The sequence below is a fragment of the Klebsiella sp. JB_Kp031 genome, from assembly GCF_040064295.1.
GTDB lineage: Bacteria > Pseudomonadota > Gammaproteobacteria > Enterobacterales > Enterobacteriaceae > Klebsiella > Klebsiella quasipneumoniae.
The window spans coordinates 135,137-152,463 of the sequence record NZ_JBEAJW010000022.1; the positions used below are offsets into that span (position 1 = coordinate 135,137).

Annotated in this window: 19 protein-coding genes; 8 read left to right on the plus strand and 11 right to left on the minus strand. The window is 56.9% G+C overall.

Going from position 1 to position 17,327, the window contains the following annotated elements; all coding sequences use genetic code 11:
- Positions 1 to 48 precede the first annotated feature (48 nt).
- Positions 49 to 570, plus strand: a complete 522-nt coding sequence (sodC, locus tag ABLV64_RS07940) for a superoxide dismutase [Cu-Zn] SodC (RefSeq protein ID WP_017901092.1) — start codon at positions 49 to 51, stop codon at positions 568 to 570.
- On the opposite strand, the gene ABLV64_RS07945 is transcribed toward sodC, so the two are convergent.
- The 3 genes from ABLV64_RS07945 to ABLV64_RS07955 are packed head-to-tail and all read right to left on the minus strand — an operon-like array spanning position 563 to position 3,730.
- The gene (locus tag ABLV64_RS07945) at positions 563 to 2,587 is read right to left on the minus strand and encodes an FUSC family protein (RefSeq protein WP_004202870.1); all 2,025 of its coding nucleotides are present in this window, start codon (positions 2,585 to 2,587) and stop codon (positions 563 to 565) included. The two genes, sodC and ABLV64_RS07945, sit on opposite strands and share 8 nt — an antisense overlap.
- Entirely contained in the window at positions 2,587 to 3,483 is an 897-nt protein-coding gene (locus ABLV64_RS07950) for an HlyD family secretion protein (RefSeq protein ID WP_023318434.1), read from the minus strand. Before ABLV64_RS07950 ends, ABLV64_RS07945 begins: the two co-directional genes overlap by 1 nt.
- A gap of 10 nt (positions 3,484 to 3,493) precedes the next feature.
- A complete protein-coding gene (locus ABLV64_RS07955) occupies positions 3,494 to 3,730 on the minus strand; it encodes a DUF1656 domain-containing protein (RefSeq protein WP_348843249.1) in 237 nt (78 codons plus the stop codon).
- A gap of 172 nt (positions 3,731 to 3,902) precedes the next feature.
- Between ABLV64_RS07955 and slyA the strand changes: the two genes are divergently transcribed.
- A complete protein-coding gene (slyA, locus tag ABLV64_RS07960) occupies positions 3,903 to 4,343 on the plus strand; it encodes a transcriptional regulator SlyA (protein ID WP_017901090.1) in 441 nt (146 codons plus the stop codon).
- 34 nt (positions 4,344 to 4,377) lie between these two features.
- Here the strand turns inward: slyA and ABLV64_RS07965 are convergent, their stop codons facing one another.
- Both ABLV64_RS07965 and slyB read right to left on the minus strand, forming a co-directional pair.
- Positions 4,378 to 5,739 carry a GGDEF domain-containing protein gene (locus tag ABLV64_RS07965; RefSeq protein WP_348843250.1) on the minus strand — a complete coding sequence of 454 codons (1,362 nt, stop codon included), beginning with the start codon at positions 5,737 to 5,739 and terminating at the stop codon, positions 4,378 to 4,380.
- 224 nt (positions 5,740 to 5,963) lie between these two features.
- Positions 5,964 to 6,431 (minus strand): outer membrane lipoprotein SlyB, encoded by a 468-nt coding sequence (gene slyB / locus ABLV64_RS07970; protein ID WP_002907749.1) that lies wholly within the window; start codon positions 6,429 to 6,431, stop codon positions 5,964 to 5,966.
- 268 nt (positions 6,432 to 6,699) lie between these two features.
- On the opposite strand from slyB, the gene anmK reads away from it, so the two are divergent.
- The 6 genes from anmK (at position 6,700) to pdxY (ending at position 11,275) form a co-directional block, all read left to right on the plus strand.
- Positions 6,700 to 7,824 carry an anhydro-N-acetylmuramic acid kinase gene (gene anmK, locus ABLV64_RS07975; protein ID WP_348843251.1) on the plus strand — a complete coding sequence of 375 codons (1,125 nt, stop codon included), beginning with the start codon at positions 6,700 to 6,702 and terminating at the stop codon, positions 7,822 to 7,824.
- A gap of 92 nt (positions 7,825 to 7,916) precedes the next feature.
- Positions 7,917 to 8,240, plus strand: a complete 324-nt coding sequence (gene mliC / locus ABLV64_RS07980; protein WP_004202862.1) for a C-type lysozyme inhibitor — start codon at positions 7,917 to 7,919, stop codon at positions 8,238 to 8,240.
- Between the two features lie 57 nt (positions 8,241 to 8,297).
- A complete protein-coding gene (gene pdxH / locus ABLV64_RS07985) occupies positions 8,298 to 8,954 on the plus strand; it encodes a pyridoxamine 5'-phosphate oxidase (protein WP_025710831.1) in 657 nt (218 codons plus the stop codon).
- Positions 8,955 to 9,092, plus strand: coding sequence for a hypothetical protein (locus ABLV64_RS07990; RefSeq protein WP_017901085.1), 138 nt, complete (start codon positions 8,955 to 8,957; stop codon positions 9,090 to 9,092).
- Entirely contained in the window at positions 9,079 to 10,353 is a 1,275-nt protein-coding gene (gene tyrS, locus ABLV64_RS07995) for a tyrosine--tRNA ligase (protein WP_004175868.1), read from the plus strand. Before ABLV64_RS07990 ends, tyrS begins: the two co-directional genes overlap by 14 nt.
- A gap of 61 nt (positions 10,354 to 10,414) precedes the next feature.
- Entirely contained in the window at positions 10,415 to 11,275 is an 861-nt protein-coding gene (pdxY, locus tag ABLV64_RS08000) for a pyridoxal kinase PdxY (RefSeq protein ID WP_057215612.1), read from the plus strand.
- A gap of 42 nt (positions 11,276 to 11,317) precedes the next feature.
- Here the strand turns inward: pdxY and gstA are convergent, their stop codons facing one another.
- From gstA to rsxD, 6 genes are all read right to left on the minus strand, one after another.
- Positions 11,318 to 11,923: a glutathione transferase GstA gene (gene gstA / locus ABLV64_RS08005; protein WP_004202856.1), complete on the minus strand. Its 606-nt coding sequence runs from the start codon at positions 11,921 to 11,923 to the stop codon at positions 11,318 to 11,320.
- Between the two features lie 110 nt (positions 11,924 to 12,033).
- On the minus strand, positions 12,034 to 13,539 hold the full coding sequence (dtpA, locus tag ABLV64_RS08010) for a dipeptide/tripeptide permease DtpA (protein ID WP_004202855.1): 1,506 nt from the start codon (positions 13,537 to 13,539) through the stop codon (positions 12,034 to 12,036).
- 602 nt (positions 13,540 to 14,141) lie between these two features.
- Complete coding sequence (gene nth, locus ABLV64_RS08015; protein ID WP_004202854.1) at positions 14,142 to 14,777, minus strand: endonuclease III; 636 nt, start codon at positions 14,775 to 14,777, stop codon at positions 14,142 to 14,144.
- A gap of 1 nt (position 14,778) precedes the next feature.
- The gene (locus ABLV64_RS08020) at positions 14,779 to 15,477 is read right to left on the minus strand and encodes an electron transport complex subunit E (RefSeq protein ID WP_017900824.1); all 699 of its coding nucleotides are present in this window, start codon (positions 15,475 to 15,477) and stop codon (positions 14,779 to 14,781) included.
- A gap of 2 nt (positions 15,478 to 15,479) precedes the next feature.
- Positions 15,480 to 16,100, minus strand: coding sequence for an electron transport complex subunit RsxG (rsxG, locus tag ABLV64_RS08025; RefSeq protein ID WP_004202852.1), 621 nt, complete (start codon positions 16,098 to 16,100; stop codon positions 15,480 to 15,482).
- A gap of 10 nt (positions 16,101 to 16,110) precedes the next feature.
- The gene (rsxD, locus tag ABLV64_RS08030) at positions 16,111 to 17,163 is read right to left on the minus strand and encodes an electron transport complex subunit RsxD (RefSeq protein WP_017900822.1); all 1,053 of its coding nucleotides are present in this window, start codon (positions 17,161 to 17,163) and stop codon (positions 16,111 to 16,113) included.
- Between the last annotated feature and the right edge of the window lie 164 nt (positions 17,164 to 17,327).

Genomic DNA, 17,327 nt, shown 5'->3' on the forward strand with positions numbered 1-17,327 from the left:
GCAGTTCCTGGTTTACACTTAACAGAGAGACAGCCATCCGGAGGTGTTATGCAACGATGTATTCTCGCTATCCTTTCCCTCGCATTTTGCGCTGGCGCGCAGGCCGTCAGTGAAGATGTGCCACTTAATCTCGTGACCAGCCAGGGCGTTGGTCAATCCATCGGCAGTGTAAAAATCACCGAAACCGACCGCGGACTCGAATTTGCTCCTAATCTGCGGGCGTTACCGCCGGGCAAGCACGGCTTTCATATTCATGCTGAAGGCAGCTGCCAGCCGGCGATGAAAGAGGGCAAAGCCGTAGCCGCCGGAGCGGCGGGCGGACATTACGATCCGCAACATACCGGTAAACATGAAGGGCCGTTGGGCACCGGGCATCTTGGCGATCTACCGCTGCTGGTGGTCAACGACGCGGGTGTGGCTGACCAGCCGATTATCGCTCCGCGTCTGAAAACGCTGGCGGAAGTGAAAGGCAAAGCGCTGATGGTTCATGTCGGCGGCGATAACATGGCCGACAGTCCGCAGCCGCTGGGCGGCGGCGGCGAACGGTTTGCCTGCGGGGTGATTAAGTAATCTTTTCGCCAATCGTTCCGGCGACCGGAGCCTGTTCCAGCTGCGACAGCGCGCAATACAGCCGCCAGATCGCGGCGGCCAGCTCCCGGGCCGCCGGCTGATGATGATGGTTCAGAACTTCGCAGATCCGCAGCAGCTCCTGCAGCGTGGAGGCCAGCGGCCGCTGCTGCACGCCACGCTCGCTCATCACATCGCGCAGCAGGTTGATACACAGGTCGCGCACCTGGGCGAGAGGATCGGAGCGCGTTTCCCACTCGCGAAGCTGCCAGACCACGTGGGAGCAGTTCAGCAATACCACCCCCCAGCGCAGCAGCCAGCGGCGAGCCAGCGCATCCTGGCTCTGACTGAGCTGGCTGACATGGTGATATACCAGCGATTCAAATTCGTGCTCGCTGTGCTGGGGGTGGCGGCTGAGCTGATCGACAAAGTGACGCCGTAACGCTCTGATATGGCGTCGACCTTTACGGGCGTCCGAGCCGGGACTGAGCACCGCAAAGGCCAGCCATGCAAAGCCCACGCCGACAATCTTACTTAAATTGTCATTAAAAAAGGCCGCATAGTCGTAAACCGGTGGGTTGGTGACGGAGATAAACGAGCCCATAAAGACGATAAGCTGCCCCCACAGGCCGGCAAATTTTGGCCACTGCAGCTTGAGTAACTGCATGGTGGTCAGCAACGGGAACAGAAACAGCAAGAACTGCCACAGGTCGGTTATCTGCACCATCAGGCCAAATTTCACCACAAAACTGAACAGCGACAGCAGCACCAGGGTCTGCATCAGCAGCGTCAACGAACGAAACGGCGAGGCGGAAACCGAATAGAGCACGCAGCAAATGGAGGCCAGGGTCAGGGCCGCCGCGCAGCTGGTCCACTGGGTACTGATCCCCCACGCGCCAATCGCCACCAGCGCGCAAAAGGTACGGATGCCGTTGAGCAATGCCTCTGCCTGGTCGGTGTGGCGGGCCAGCGCGGGCGCGGAAGGGACATTGAACTCGGCGATCGCCGAGGCATTTTCAACCCGGCGGATCCAGCGGCTGCTTTCCAGATAAATGCGGCAGAAATAGCGTAACCGCGCCCAAAAGGCGAGGTGGCGGTAATCCGCGTCCGGCGGCGGCGCCAGTGGCGCCAGAATGCGGGCGACGTGATAGCTGTCAGCACTGGAGGTGGCGAGCTCCGCGAGCAACGATTCCAGCACCTGGCGGGTATTGGCCGGGGCGTCAGGCCAGTTCAGCAGCATACGCCGCAGACTGGAAATGACGCTGGTCATGCGGAGCTGCTGGTGCAGCAGGTAGTTCAGCAGGGGATTTTGCCGACGGAAGCGGTAGTGGCTCCAGAAGGCCTGGATGCGCAGCAGGTTCATGGTCAGGATCTGGCCAATTACGCTTTCATGGGCGGTGCGGATGGCATCCGTCGTTTCCGGGACCCACAGCAGACTGGCGTGCTCCAGCAGGCGGGCGTGCATGGTTTTCAGGGCCGTCAGCAGATTGCTGCCATCGGAGGTGCTGGGCAGGATCATCATCATCAACCCGCCGCACAAGATCCCAACGATGACTTCGCACACGCGCGACTGGGCAATCACCCATAGCTCGTAGCTGTCGCTGATATTAATCACCGGAAAGGCGATGATGGCGCAGGTATAGCCCGCCAGCTGAAAGGCGTAGGCCACGTTATTGGTGAACAAGGCGCAGGCCCAGGTGCACAGCGCCAGCCAGCCGGAGATACTGAACAGGAACAGCCAGGGATCGTTGAGCGTATGGCCCGCCAGCAGCAGGGCGGCGCAGGCGCCGAGAAGGCTGCCGGCAATGCGGCCAAAACTTTTACTGATCACCCCGCCGACGGTGGGAAAGCTGACCACCGCCGCGGAGGTCATCGCCCAGTAGGGCTCATCCAGATCCAGTGCGTAGGCGATGCTTAACGCGAGACACATGGCGATGCCGTTGCGTAGCGCGTATCGCCACTGCGGTCGGGTGGCTTTAACCCAGGGCAGCGTGCGCCATGACAGGGTCTGCAGATTCATCACTGTCCGCCGATCGAGACGGTGCAGGTGGTACCGGAGACCAGAGTGACATCGGCCGGCAACGTATCAAAGGCAATCCGCACCGGCACGCGCTGGGCGAGGCGGACCCAGGGGATATTCGGTTTGATATTGGCCACCAGCCCGGTTCCCTGTTCCACGCTCTGGTCGACAATCGCGCGACCGATGCTGGCGACATGCCCCTGCAGCGTCTGCTGATTGCTGTAGAGAATGATTTGCGCCGGATCGCCGATGCGAATATGGCGCAGTTTGGTCTCTTCAAAGTAGCCCAGCACGTAGAACGAATGGCTGTCCACCAGGGCAAAGACCGGATGGCCGGTGGTGGCGTAATCGCCGACCCGGGTGGAGAGGTTAGTCACCCAGCCGTCTACCGGCGCTTTGACGACCGTCTGGCTGAGCTGCCACTGCGCATGTTTCAGCGCCGCCTCGCTGACACCGACTCCCGCTCTGGCGGCCGCCAGGGTAGTGGTGGCGGTATTCAGGGCGGTATTGGCGTTTTCAAGGTCTTCAGCTGAGATGGCATTTTGCGACAGGTTTCTGCGACGGCGGGCTTCGCTGGCGGCTTTGCTTTGCTCCGCCTGCGCTTTCGCCACCTCAGCTTGCGCTTTCGCCAGCTGCGCCTGGGCGTTCAGCACCGCGATGCGGTAGGGGGTGTCGTCGATGGTAAACAATACCTCACCGGCCTTGACCTGCTGGTTATCGGCCACGTTCAGCTGCAATATACTGCCGGAAACCTGAGGGGTGATCCCGACCTGCTCGGCGCGCACTTTACCGTCGCGGGTCCAGGGGGACTGAGTGTAGAAATTCCATAACAACCACGCGGCAACCAGAGCGATGGCCGCCACCAACAGTGTTGAAAGATATTTTAATTTTTTCATAGCAGGAAGATCACCAGGCAATCAGTAACACCAGGGCCAGACAGACCGAGAGCGCGAACAGGGAGAGATCCATCAGCAGTGGATGCCAGATGTCGCCCGCATACATCCAGTCACGCAGCTGGCGATGTAAAAACAGCCAGATAAAGAAGCCCAGCAGGACGGCTTTGAACAACGGAGGGAAATAGACGGCTGCGCCGAACACCAGGTCCTGCAGCGGCAATCCGGATGAATTAAGACTCAGTTTCACAAGCAAAAATCCTTTGCCATAACAGGGATAACCTCAGGACGTGCTACTCTTTAACAGTGTAAATCATTGTTTTGGTTTTTGTTGAATCAAGTAATTCATTTGTTTTGATTATTCAAATGCTGCACACTATTCTAAAATCAGTATAATAACTTAGCAAGCTAATTATAAGGAGATGAAATTGGAATCGCCACTTGGTTCTGATCTGGCACGTTTAGTTCGCGTCTGGCGCGCGCTAATCGACCATCGCCTGAAACCTCTGGAGTTAACGCAGACCCACTGGGTTACGCTGCATAACATCCACCAGCTGCCGCCTGAGCAGTCGCAGATCCAGCTGGCGAAAGCCATCGGTATTGAACAACCGTCCCTGGTGCGCACGCTCGATCAGCTGGAGGAGAAAGGGCTTATTTCTCGCCAGACCTGCGCAAGCGATCGGCGAGCCAAACGCATCAAGCTGACGGAAAAAGCCGAACCGCTGATCAACGAGATGGAAGAGGTGATAGGCAAAACCCGCGATGAAATCCTCGCAGGGGTCTCGAAGCAGGAAGTGGAAACGTTGCTTCACTTAATTCGTAAACTTGAACAAAATATCCTCGATCTCCAGGCAAAAGATTAATCGTTTTGCGGCCCGGTTTATCCCGGGCCTTTTTTTACCTGCCCTGGCGTCGCCAGATTACCACCCGGTTACGTCCGCTGTTTTTTGCTTCATACATGGCTTCGTCCGCGCGCTGGACGCACTCTTCGGCTGTCACACTGCCGTCATGGGTCGTATACACGCCCATGCTGATGGTCATCCGCTCTGGCAGAGGGGTTTGCTCGGCGCTGACCGCCAGGCGGATGCGCTCGGCGATCGCCTGCGCCTCGTCCTCTGCGGTGTTGACCAGCAGCAGGGCAAACTCCTCACCGCCAATGCGGGCGGCCGCGTCATCCTTACGCGAATGGCTGTCCAGCACCGAGGCGGAAAACTGGATCACCTTGTCGCCGGCGATGTGGCCATAGTTATCGTTGATGCGTTTAAAATGGTCGAGGTCGCAGATGATCACCGACAGCGGATGCTGGGCCTTCACCTTTGCCAGCTGCTGGTTGAGGGTATCGTAGAAGAAGCTGCGGTTGTAAAGCCGGGTCAGCGGGTCGCGGATCGAATTCTGGTATGAGTTGACATACTTGTGGTTAGACTCGCGATAGAGGATAAAGACGTCTACCAGCAGCACCAGGATCAGGAACAGGGTGCACAGCGTTTCAAAAAAACGCGCCTGATACCAGGCCTGATCGAGCTCCCCAACGGCAGAGAGCAGCTGGAAAATGGTGAACAAATATGCGCTGCAAAAAAAAGCGCCGCTGTACCAGAAAATATTGCGCAGTTTGCTAAACCAAATTATTAAAATCAGCGCGATAAACCAGACTGCCATCAGCAGCCAGCCAATAATACTCCGCCACAGCGGCGTAAAAGTATGGCTCAGATCGTCAATAAACCTAATGCTCAACCATGGCGAGTGGCTGGAGTAGATCCATGACAAAAAAACTATCATTAACGTAAAAACAATACATGCCGCGAAAGTCATTACATGGGCTTTAAAGGAGTGCATGATCCGTCGGCGAAAGTAATACAAAATAATTGACGACGTGAATAAGACGGCCATCATTATATTGCGAAAGAAATAATATATCACAGCGTCATTTTGTTTCACCACCGGCGCGGGATTACAGCTGAGCCAGTCCGGATAGCTACTGAGGGTGCCCAGCATCAGTAACGCCGAACAGGCAAAACCGAAAGCGACAGGCGTCAGATACAGGCGACGCTTGCTGCTCCAGTATTTCATGCCCATAAAACAGGCAATAGTGATATGAAAAACCATCAGAAAACTGGTCAGCAGGGGAAATAGTATTGATGAGGTGCTGTTGAATCTGGTCTCAAAAGAGCTGGTTAATCCGGTAATGCCGACTCCGGCCAGCAAACAAATAAAAAAATAAATGATAAGACGTCTAACAACATGATTCACATGTTTGGTCATAGGCAATATTCCAGAATAATAAACAACAGCAACGAGATTGGGTTGGCTTAATAATATTAACGGTTATAAGAGTAGTGGGGGCTGTGGGCAAAGATATTGCGCAGGCGCAATGATTGATGAAATATTAAAATTAATATGTGTTATCGCTAATACAAAACTTTTACGGCGAGATAAATGTGGGTGATAAGTACGATGCGGCGCAACTGGCCGCATCGTGACAGGTGTTAGCGAGGAGAGACGGTGACCTGGCTGCCGCTGCCGGCAATGGCTACGCGCTGTCCAACAGAGAACGGGGTGCTGCCCTGTTTCTGTACCACCATGATGGTGTTGCCATCATCTTTACGAATTTCCAGTTCCACGCCCTGGGTTTTATTCATGGCGCCCTGTACGCCCTGACCGGCTACGCCGCCCGCGACCGCGCCAGCCGCAGTGGCCAGAGAACGTCCGGTGCCGCCGCCGATGGTATTCCCGAGGAAGCCGCCCAGAACCGCGCCGCCAATCGCCCCGATGGCATTGCTGTCGTCGCCGCTCTGGATCTGTACGGCGCGGGTATGCACGATGGTACCGTATGTCACGCTCTGCACCTGTTTGGCTTCAGATGCGGAATAAACGTCGCCGGACAGGCCGCTGCTGCTCACACAGCCCGCGAGCGTAAAACCAATCATCGATACAGCCAAAACACGTAAAATCATTTATGAATCTCCTGTTCACCGAAGGTGTTCAATTGAACGTCCATGCGGTTAATTATATGGCATTTAGTCGTCGGCGGGCATAGCTTCCCCCCGGGATATACAAAAAATAATAATTAATGGTGCTTCAACCTAAACTAAACGCCGGTTCTTTACGATGTTCTCCGAAATGTCTCTCTATTGTTAAAAAGTATTATTACAACATAGCATTAGCAGACACTTTATGATGGAGTGAGACGCATACGAGGGTCATGGAATGAAGGAAAAACGTATGAGATCGGGTCGCTTTATTGGCGTTATGTCGGGTACCAGCCTTGATGGTATTGATGTCGTTTTAGCCGCTATCAACGAAAAAATGGTGGCGCAGCAGGCCAGTCTCACCTGGCCCATCCCACACGCGATAAAAGAAGAGATCCTGGCGATTTGTCAGGGCCAGTCGCTGACCCTCTCGCAGCTGGGGCGTTTGGATACCCGCCTCGGAAGGCTGTTTGCCGAGGCCGTGCTGGCGCTGATGCGTCAGGAAAGTCTCAAACCCGCGGACGTCATCGCCATCGGCTGTCATGGGCAGACTGTATGGCACGAGCCGCAGGGCGATGCCCCGCACACGCTGCAAATTGGCGACAACAACCAGATTGCCGCCCATACCGGCGTCACTGTGGTGGGGGATTTCCGTCGGCGTGATATGGCGCTTGGCGGACAGGGGGCGCCGCTGGTGCCGGCTTTTCATCATGCGCTGCTGGCGCACCCCGTTGAGCGGCGGATGGTGCTGAATATCGGCGGGATCGCTAATGTGTCGCTTCTGGTGCCGGGCCAGCCGGTGCGTGGCTATGATACCGGGCCGGGCAATATGTTGCTGGACGCCTGGATCTGGCGTAAGCAAGGTAAACCTTACGATAAAGACGCCCAATGGGCCAGTGAAGGCAAAGTGATCCTGCCGCTGCTGCAGGATATGCTGAGCGATCCATGGTTTGCCTTGCCGGCGCCGAAAAGCACCGGTCGGGAATATTTCAATTACGGCTGGCTGGAGCAGCATCTGGCTCGTTACCCTGGGCTGTGCGGACAGGATGTGCAGGCAACCCTCGTGGAATTAACCGCCGTGACCATCAGTGAGCAGGTATTGTTAAGCGGTGGCTGCGAGCGTTTGTTAGTGTGCGGCGGCGGCGCGCGTAACCCATTGTTAATGGCGCGCCTGGCGGCCCTGCTGCCGGGAACCGAAGTCTCCACCACCGATGAAGCGGGGATCAGCGGCGATGATATGGAAGCGCTGGCCTTTGCCTGGCTGGCCTGGCGCACCATCGCTGGCCTGCCGGGGAATCTGCCCTCTGTGACTGGCGCCAGCGAAGCCACGGTGCTGGGTGCCATTTTCCCTGCTAACCCGCCGCAGAATCGGAGTTAACTGAAATCTTAAATACGACGCGACCGGTAAACTGGACAAGTTAAGCGGAGGGCGGAGTGCCCTCCGTGACCGGGAAAGTCGAAGGCAAACGAATGAAAAAAATTCTTATCGCAGTTGTACCTTTTATGCTGGCGGGCTGTAGCTACTACAACCAGTTTGTCGAGCGGATGCAGACGGACACGCTGGAGTATCAATGCGACCAGAAACCGTTGACGGTCCATCGCAATAACTCACGCCAGCAGGTGAGTTTTATCTATGACAACCAGCAGCTGAATCTGTCAGAGGGGCTGTCGGCTTCCGGAGCGCGCTACACCGACGGCGTCTATGTCTTCTGGTCGAAAGGCGATACCGCCACCGTCTATAAGCGCGACCGCATCGTTCTCGATAACTGCCAGCTGCAGACCGCCAAACGTTGAGATTTCTGTCCGGGGGGCGCACAATAACGCCACCTTATGACTATATCCTCAATGGCCATGTCTGATAACGACGAACTCCAGCAAATCGCGCACTTGCGCCGTGAATACACCCGTGGCGGTTTGCGTCGCCACGATCTTCCTGCTGAACCTCTGCCGCTGTTTGAGCGCTGGCTGCGTCAGGCCTGCGACGCGAAACTCGCCGACCCGACGGCCATGGTGGTTGCCACCGTTGATGAACGCGGCCAACCTTATCAGCGTATTGTGCTGCTAAAGCATTACGACGAAAAAGGGCTGGTGTTTTATACCAACCTTGGCAGCCGCAAAGCCCATCAGATTGAAAATAACCCGCAGGTCAGCCTGCTGTTTCCGTGGCATATGCTGGAGCGCCAGGTGATGGTGATCGGCAAAGCGGAACGCCTGTCGACGCTGGAGGTGGTCAAATATTTCCACAGTCGCCCGCGCGACAGCCAGATCGGCGCCTGGGTCTCGAAGCAGTCGAGTCGGATCTCTGCTCGGGGTATCCTGGAGAGCAAATTCCTCGAGCTGAAGCAGAAATTCCAGCAGGGTGAAGTACCGCTGCCGAGTTTCTGGGGCGGATTCCGCGTCAGCATTGAGCAGATGGAGTTCTGGCAGGGGGGCGAACATCGCCTGCACGATCGCTTTTTATACCAGCGCGATAACGGCGCCTGGAAAATAGACCGCCTGGCACCGTAATTGCCGAAATTAGTTATCGAAGCGCTGGCGCTGAAAGGGCCGGCGCTTTATTCTATGTACTTTTCGCATCTGGCGAAAAGTCGTGTACCGGCAGAGGTGCAGTCGTTTATACATGGAGAATTTGATGGCAAGCAGTAACTTGATTAAACAATTGCAAGAGCGGGGGCTGGTAGCCCAGGTGACGGACGAGGAAGCGTTAGCAGAGCGACTGGCGCAAGGCCCGATCGCGCTCTATTGCGGCTTCGATCCTACCGCTGACAGCTTGCATTTGGGGCATCTTGTTCCATTGTTATGCCTGAAACGCTTCCAGCAGGCAGGTCATAAACCTGTGGCGCTGGTGGGCGGCGCTACCGGTCTGATTGGCGACCCAAGCTTTAAAGCCGCTGAGCGTAAGCTTAATACCGAGGATACCGTGCAGGAGTGGGTGGATAAAATCCGCAAACAGGTAGCCCCGTTCCTTGATTTTGACTGCGGCGACAACTCGGCGATCGCGGCGAACAACTATGACTGGTTTGGCAGCATGAACGTGCTGACCTTCCTGCGTGATATCGGTAAACACTTCTCTGTTAACCAGATGATCAATAAAGAAGCGGTGAAGCAGCGCCTGAATCGTGACGATCAGGGCATCTCCTTTACCGAGTTCTCCTACAATCTGCTGCAGGGTTACGACTTCGCCTGTCTGAACAAACTGCACGGCGTGGCGCTGCAGATTGGCGGCTCCGACCAGTGGGGCAACATTACCTCCGGTATCGATCTGACCCGTCGTCTGCACCAGAACCAGGTGTTTGGCCTCACCGTGCCGCTGATTACCAAAGCGGACGGCACCAAGTTCGGTAAAACCGAGGGCGGCGCCGTGTGGCTGGATCCGAAAAAGACCAGTCCGTATAAATTCTATCAGTTCTGGATCAACACCGCGGATGCTGACGTCTATCGCTTCCTCAAGTTCTTCACCTTCATGGACATTGCAGAGATCAATGCCCTGGAAGAAGAAGATAAAAACAGCGGTAAAGCGCCGCGCGCCCAGTACGTGCTGGCAGAGCAGGTGACGCGTCTGGTGCATGGCGAAGAGGGTCTGGAAGCGGCGAAACGCATTACCGAGAGCCTGTTCAACGGCAACCTGAGCGACCTCAGCGAAGCTGACTTCGAACAGCTGGCTCAGGACGGCGTGCCGATGATCGAGATGGAAAAAGGCGCCGATCTGCTGCAGGCGCTGGTGGATTCCGAGCTGCAGCCGTCCCGCGGCCAGGCGCGTAAAACCGTCGCCTCTAACGCGGTGACCATCAACGGTGAAAAACAGGCCGATCCGGAATATGTTTTTGCTGACAGCGATCGCCTGTTTGGTCGCTACACCTTGCTGCGCCGCGGTAAGAAGAATTACTGCCTGGTCTGCTGGAAATAAAAAAATACTACCAGGGCGTGGGAAACCACGCCCTTTTTCTTTTTAGGGTTGTGGTAAGAAAATGAAGAACATCCTCGCCATTCAGTCTCACGTGGTGTTTGGCCACGCCGGCAACAGTGCCGCCGAGTTCCCGATGCGCCGCCTGGGTGCCAATGTCTGGCCCCTCAATACCGTACAGTTCTCTAACCATACGCAGTACGGCAAATGGACCGGCTGTGTGATGCCGCCTTCGCACCTGACGGAGATCGTCCAGGGCATCGCCGACATCGACAAGCTGCAGACCTGCGATGCGGTACTGAGCGGCTATCTCGGATCTGCTGAACAGGGCGAGCATATCCTGGGCATCGTGCGTCAGGTAAAAGCGGCCAATCCGGCGGCGAAGTATTTTTGTGACCCGGTGATGGGCCATCCGGAGAAGGGCTGCATCGTCGCCCCGGGCGTGGCGGAATTCCACGTGCGCTATGCGCTACCGGCCAGCGATATCATTGCGCCTAATCTGGTGGAGCTGGAGATCCTCTGCGGTCATCCGGTCGCCAGCGTGAGCGAGGCGGTGGCCGCCGCGCGGGAGCTGATTGCCCAGGGGCCGGAGGTGGTGCTGGTTAAGCATCTTTCCCGCGCCGGCATGAGCATGGACCGCTTTGAGATGTTGCTGGTGACCGCAGAGGAAGCCTGGCATATCAGCCGGCCGCTGGTGGATTTTGGCCTGCGTCAGCCGGTGGGCGTTGGCGATGTGACCAGCGGTCTGCTGTTGGTGAAACTGCTGCAGGGCGCCAGCCTGCGCGACGCGCTTGAGCACGTCACCGCCGCGGTGTACGAGATCATGTTGACCACCAAAAACATGCAGGAGTATGAACTGCAGGTGGTGGCGGCGCAGGATCGTATTGCCGTGCCGGAGCACTGCTTCAGCGCTACCCGGCTGTAACTTTCTGACTCTGCCCGGCAGACCGCCGGGCAGAGTCAGGTCTTACTTTAAGCCTTCCGCCGCCAGTGCGTCAGCCACTGCCGGACGCGCCGCCACCTGCGCCATCCAGCTGCCGATATGACCGCAGGCGGCCATATCCAGTTTAATCGCATAGCCCCAGCGCAGCACCGTGAACAGATAACCATCGGCGATGGTGAAGCGATGGCCGGTCAGCCACTGTTTATCCGCCAGCGAGGCATCCACGTACTGCAGTTTTTTCTCGAGCAACGCGCGGGCAACGGGCTTATAGTCTTCCGGGGTGTCCGGGCGGAACAGCGGCGTAAAGCCTTTATGCAGTTCGGTAGCCACGTAGTTCAGCCATTCCAGGGTCTGGTAACGGGCAACGGAGCCCACGGGCGCCAGCAGATGGCGGTCCGGCACCTGATCGGCGATGTACTGCATAATAGCCACGCCCTCGGTGAGCAGGATGTCATCATCCAGCAGCAGCGCCGGCACCTGACCTTTCGGGTTGATCAGCAGATAATCTTCCCCGTTTTCCAGCTGTTTCCTTGCCAGATCCACGCTCTGCAAAGTGAAATCCAGGCCGCTTTCGCGCAGGGCGATGTGTGAGGCGAGGGAACAGGCGCCGGGTTTGTAGAACAGTTTCATGCGTTACTCCTCGTGGCTGCAGTTTTCTGTATGTTAGTCCCGCCAGGGGTAAAAAAAAAGCCGCTAACCTAACGTTAGCGGCTTAAAAATAATTGGTTTTCCCTGCGGCGTCAGGCTGCCGCGGTTTCGCGTGCTTTTACGTCCGCGCTGTCGTCCTGAGTCATTCGGTTCAGCTTCGGCGCGGTCAGCAGCATCAGGGCGGCGATGACCGCGGTGACGATACCGATCTGCAGGAACACGTGGCCGTACACTTCCAGCGACACCAGCGGATCGGTGACGTTTTCTGGTACCGCCATCAGGTTGGCGATTTTCCCGGCGATGATTGCCGCACCGGCGGTGGTGAGGAACCAGCTGCCCATAATGAAGCCCATCAGACGCTGAGGAACCAGCTGAGCGACCATCGCCAGGCCGAGGCCGGAAATCATCAGCTCACCGATAGACTGCAGCGCATAGCTCAGGATCAGCCAGTTAACCGAGACGATACCAGCGTCGCTGGCGAACTTCGCCCCTAAAGGCAGGACGAGGAACGCGCCGGAGCACAGCACCATACCGATAGCGAACTTGTGCGGCATCGGCAGGCGATCGCCCATCTTGTTATAGATGGCGGCCAGAATAGGGCTACCAATCATGATCCAGAACGGGTTCAGCGCCTGATACTGTTCCGGCTCGAAGGCGATGCCGAGGATCGAGTGCTCCACGTTGCGGATAGCGAAGAAGTTCAGAGAGGTCGGCATTTGGCTGTACAGTACGAAGAAGACGATCGCTTCTACCATCAGCAGGAAGGCGACGATCATTTTCCGACGCGCGGCACCTTTCAGGCCCATCGCTTCTTTGGCGAAAATCACCACGATACCCAGCGCGATGACGCCCAGCGCCATGCGTGCGATACCCTGGTTGTGCAGCAGCCAGGTCGCGATAGCGACCAGCACCACCACGCCAGCGATGGTCGCCAGCAGTTTACCCATATGCACCGGGGCAAAGTCCGGTTTCGAACCGTACTGTTTCACCCATTTCTGGCAGAAGGCGAAGTTGATGATAGTGATCACCATCCCCACCACGCTCAGGGCGAAGGCGACGCTCCAGCCGAAACGCGCGGCCAGCCACGGAGTTGCCAGCATCGAGAAGAACGAACCGATGTTGATGGACATGTAGTACATGGTAAATGCACCGTCCAGACGCGGGTCGTTTTTGTCATAGCAGGTAGAGAGCAGGGAAGACGGGTTGGCTTTAAACAGGCCGTTACCGACGGCGATTGTCGCCATACCCATATAGACGATAGCGGCGTCATGGCCAGACCAGGCGACCAGCGCATAGCCGATGGCCAACACGATAGCGCCCAGCATAATGACGCGTTTGGTACCCAGCACTTTATCGCCCAGCCAGCCGCCAATGGCGACCAGGCCATAAACCAGCGCGCTAAAGGAGGAGAACAGAGTAATGGAATCCGCTTCCGACATACCCAGCTGTTTTACCAGGTAAACGGCCATGATCCCTTGCAGGCCGTAGTAACCAAAACGCTCCCACAACTCGATCGAGAAAATGAGATAGAACGCGCGTGGTTGTTTGAAAGCGTTCAGACTCACGCTTTCTGCTGGTTTATTGTTTGCAGTAGACACATATACCTCTTTTTTTACATCCCATATTTACTGGGGGGTGTTCGGGGCGCAATCTCGTTGGACCGCCGCCTTTATAGTTATTCTTGGAGGGAAAACGGCAGGTAATGTTCACTATCCTGGCGCATCAGGCAAGGCTTTTGTAATAATCTGTTACACATAATCAGGGCGGCATAATGCTCCGGACATATGAATGTTATCCAGAGTTAAATTTCACCGTTACGTTATCGTTGATATTTTTATCTTTTTGATTGCCCGCTTTTCGCTAAAAAGGCGATATATTCTGCTGATCGCGCAGTGAGGTAGTGATATGGTCCATTATCCTAAAAATTCATGGGCTATTATACTGGCAATCTTTGCTCAGCCGTTGTATTACCTGACTTTAATTTCCATTTTCATAACATTCGTTCAACATTGAGTTGCGAGCATGATCTGGATCACAAATATATAGAAATTTTGCGTTGATAAAAAATGAATGAGCTAGTTGTTTGTTATATAACCGGATAATTGCCCAGCAAAATGCGGTTTATGCGGTGTTAACGGCGGGTTAAATAGCTAAATACGGACCATAACCCAGAGTGAGGCTATGGTCGTGAGAAAGGCGCTCAGGCGTAGACTTTTTCTTTGAATTCGCAAAGGTCTTCAATCAGGCAAGAGCCGCAGCGCGGCTTGCGAGCGATACAGGTGTAACGGCCGTGCAGAATAAGCCAGTGATGGCAGTCGACCTTAAACTCGGCGGGAACGACCTTCAGAAGCTTCTCTTCAACCTGTTCGACGTTTTTCCCGGGGGCGAATTGCGTCCTGTTGCAAACACGGAAGATATGGGTGTCCACGGCGATCGTCGGCCAGCCAAAGGCGGTATTCAGCACCACGTTGGCGGTTTTGCGGCCCACGCCGGGCAATGCCTCCAGCGCCGCTCTGTCCTCTGGTACCTCGCCGTTGTGCTGCTCCAGCAGGATACGGCAGGTTTTGATGACGTTTTCCGCTTTGCTGTTAAACAGGCCGATGGTCTTGATATAGGATTTCACGCCCTCCACCCCCAGCGCCAGCATCGCCGCGGGCGTGTTGGCCACCGGGTAGAGTTTGGCTGTCGCTTTATTGACGCTCACGTCGGTTGCCTGCGCCGAGAGCAGGACGGCAATCAGCAGCTCAAACGGCGAGCTGAAGTGCAGCTCGGTGGTGGGGTGGGGATCATTGTCCCGCAGCCTGGTCAGGATCGCCAGGCGTTTGGCTTTGTTCATGTTACGCTTTCCCTGTCGCGTCAGACGGGGCGACAGCGTCGGCCCGGGCCGCCTGCGCCTTCCGCTGCTTGCTACGTTCATCGATAAGGTATTTTACCGCCAGCATCATGCCGAGGCCAATAAAGGCGCCTGGCGGCAGCATAGCCAGCAGGAAAGGGGTGTCCGTATGGAAAACCTCGATGCGCAGCACCTTTGCCCAGCTGCCAAGCAGGCTGTCGGCGCCGTCAAACAGCGTGCCATTGCCGAGGATTTCGCGCAGGGAGCCCAGCACGAACATCGCGCAGGTGGCCCCCATACCGATAGAGAAACCGTCCAGCGCCGACAGCGCCGGCCCTTTTTTGGCGGCAAAGGCTTCGGCACGGCCTACCACGATGCAGTTGGTGACGATAAGCGGGATAAATATCCCCAGAGACTGATACAGACCGAACGCATAAGCGTTGATCAGCATCTGCACCACGCTCACTACCGAGGCGATGATCATCACGTAGATCGGGATGCGGATCTCCGCCGGGGTCCAGCGGCGCAGGCTGGAGATGGTCAGGTTGGTCAGGGTCAGCACCAGGGTGGTCGCCAGACCCAGCCCAAGGGCGTTGGTGGCCGTCGAGGTGACTGCCAGCAGGGGACACATCCCTAACAGCTGAACCAGAGCGGAGTTGTTTTTCCACAGACCCTGGACGATGACGTCTTTAACTTCGCTCATGGTTACTCTCCACAGGCGCTGAATTCAGGAAGTTGCGCAGGCAGCGTTTGTGCATACAGGCCTGCGCGCTTAACGGCATTGACCACCGCCCGGGGGGTGATGGTGGCGCCGGTGAACTGGTCAAAATCGCCGCCGTCTTTTTTGACCGCCCAATGGCTGTCGCCCTGACCGTGGATGACTTTCCCGGCAAAATGGGTGATCCAGTCCGACAGGCGAAGCTCGATTTTATCCCCCAGACCCGGAGTCTCATGATGCTCGGTCACGCGGGTGCCGAGGACCGTGCCGCTAAAATCGGCGGCCACCAGCAGCTGGATCGCTCCGGAATAGCCGTCCGGGGCGGTGGCTTCCATGACCGCGCCAATCGGCTGGTCGTTATTTTTGGCGATCCACACTTTATGCTGGCCTTTGCCCAGCGCCGGGGCGCTGACCAGATAGCAGCTCTTGAGCAGATCGTTATTATAGCGGTCGGCAGGTAAAACCTGGTCGAATAACGCTTTTTGCTGCAGGGCCGCCTGCTGGTCGATGGTGCTTTTGGTCAGCTCATTGATTGCCGCCGTTAGCCCGGTGGAGCCGGCGGCAAAAAGCGCCAGCGTGACGCCGTGTTTTCGCATCGTTTTTAACATCATCGCTCTCTCAACGGTGGCCATACACGCGCGGGCGCGTGTAGTAATCGATCAGCGGCACGGTAATATTCGCCAGCAGAACGGCAAACGCCACGCCGTCCGGGTAACCGCCGAAGCTGCGAATAAGCCACACCAGCAGGCCGGCGAGGGCGCCGAAGATCAGACGTCCGCGGTTGGTTGTCGAGGCCGTCACCGGGTCGGTCAGAATAAAGAAGGCGCCAAGCATGGTGGCCCCGGAGAATAAATGCATCTGCGGCGAGGCCAGACTCTGCGGCGAGAAGATCCAGCCGAGGGTTGCGCACAGGCCAAGGCTGACGAGGAAGCTGACCGGGATATGCCAGCGGATCGCCTTCTGCCACAGCAGAAACAGACCGCCCGCCAGCCAGGCGATATTCACCCACTGCCAGCCCAGCCCCGCCAGAACGCCGCCGTAAACCGGCAACTGCAGTACCTGCTGGACGCTATGCCCGGCATGCAGGGAGGTTTTGAAGGTATCCAGCGGGGTGGCCTGACTGATGCCGTCGATACCCAGCCGCAGGGTGGCCATGTCGTTTCCGACGGCGGTATGACCGGTGAAGATCATCTGCAGCGTATCGCTGAACGTCGGGATATGGGCGGCAATCTCGTAAGAAGGCAGCCAGGAGGTCATCTGCACCGGGAACGAAATCAGCAGCACGACGTAGCCGATCATTGCGGGGTTGAAAGGATTATGGCCGAGTCCACCGTACAACTGCTTGGCGATCACTACGGCAAAGGCGGTGCCGAGCACCACCATCCACCAGGGGGCCAGCGGCGGAATACTCACCGCCAGCAGCAGGCCGGTGAGCAGGGCGGAGTTATCCCTCAGGGTGGCCGCAACAGGCTGTTTGCGCAGTTTGAGAATAGCGGCTTCCGTTGCCCAGGCCGTCAGGGCGGCGAGGACAATCTGCAGGACGGTGCCCCAGCCGAAAAACCACGTCTGGATCACAATACCAGGCACGGCGGCGAGCAGCACCAGCAGCATAATGCGCGAGGTCTGCCGCTGGTTATGGGTATAGGGGGAGCTTGCGATTCTGAAAACCATTTATTCCTCGTTAACTGCCTGCTGTGTTGCTTTGCGCGCCTGAACGCGAGCGATCGCCGCGGCGACGGCCGCTTTGCGTGGGTCGTCATTGGCTGCGGTTGACGCAATATCCGCCTGGGCAGCCTGCTGTTCGGCTTTGCGCGCTTTGGCGCGGGCGATAGCGG

Bases quoted from the DNA above. Each gene is read 5' to 3' on its own strand.
- rsxG (WP_004202852.1), bottom strand. From the start codon at position 16,100: ATGTTAAAAACGATGCGAAAACACGGCGTCACGCTGGCGCTTTTTGCC.
- nth (WP_004202854.1), bottom strand. From the start codon at position 14,777: ATGAACAAAGCCAAACGCCTGGCGATCCTGACCAGGCTGCGGGACAAT.
- ABLV64_RS08020 (WP_017900824.1), bottom strand. From the start codon at position 15,477: ATGAGCGAAGTTAAAGACGTCATCGTCCAGGGTCTGTGGAAAAACAAC.
- mliC (WP_004202862.1), top strand. From the start codon at position 7,917: ATGAAAAAAATTCTTATCGCAGTTGTACCTTTTATGCTGGCGGGCTGT.
- ABLV64_RS07965 (WP_348843250.1), bottom strand. From the start codon at position 5,739: ATGACCAAACATGTGAATCATGTTGTTAGACGTCTTATCATTTATTTT.
- anmK (WP_348843251.1), top strand. From the start codon at position 6,700: ATGAGATCGGGTCGCTTTATTGGCGTTATGTCGGGTACCAGCCTTGAT.
- tyrS (WP_004175868.1), top strand. From the start codon at position 9,079: ATGGCAAGCAGTAACTTGATTAAACAATTGCAAGAGCGGGGGCTGGTA.
- ABLV64_RS07945 (WP_004202870.1), bottom strand. From the start codon at position 2,587: ATGAATCTGCAGACCCTGTCATGGCGCACGCTGCCCTGGGTTAAAGCC.
- pdxH (WP_025710831.1), top strand. From the start codon at position 8,298: ATGTCTGATAACGACGAACTCCAGCAAATCGCGCACTTGCGCCGTGAA.
- slyA (WP_017901090.1), top strand. From the start codon at position 3,903: ATGAAATTGGAATCGCCACTTGGTTCTGATCTGGCACGTTTAGTTCGC.
- sodC (WP_017901092.1), top strand. From the start codon at position 49: ATGCAACGATGTATTCTCGCTATCCTTTCCCTCGCATTTTGCGCTGGC.
- pdxY (WP_057215612.1), top strand. From the start codon at position 10,415: ATGAAGAACATCCTCGCCATTCAGTCTCACGTGGTGTTTGGCCACGCC.
- gstA (WP_004202856.1), bottom strand. From the start codon at position 11,923: ATGAAACTGTTCTACAAACCCGGCGCCTGTTCCCTCGCCTCACACATC.
- ABLV64_RS07950 (WP_023318434.1), bottom strand. From the start codon at position 3,483: ATGAAAAAATTAAAATATCTTTCAACACTGTTGGTGGCGGCCATCGCT.
- rsxD (WP_017900822.1), bottom strand. From the start codon at position 17,163: ATGGTTTTCAGAATCGCAAGCTCCCCCTATACCCATAACCAGCGGCAG.
- slyB (WP_002907749.1), bottom strand. From the start codon at position 6,431: ATGATTTTACGTGTTTTGGCTGTATCGATGATTGGTTTTACGCTCGCG.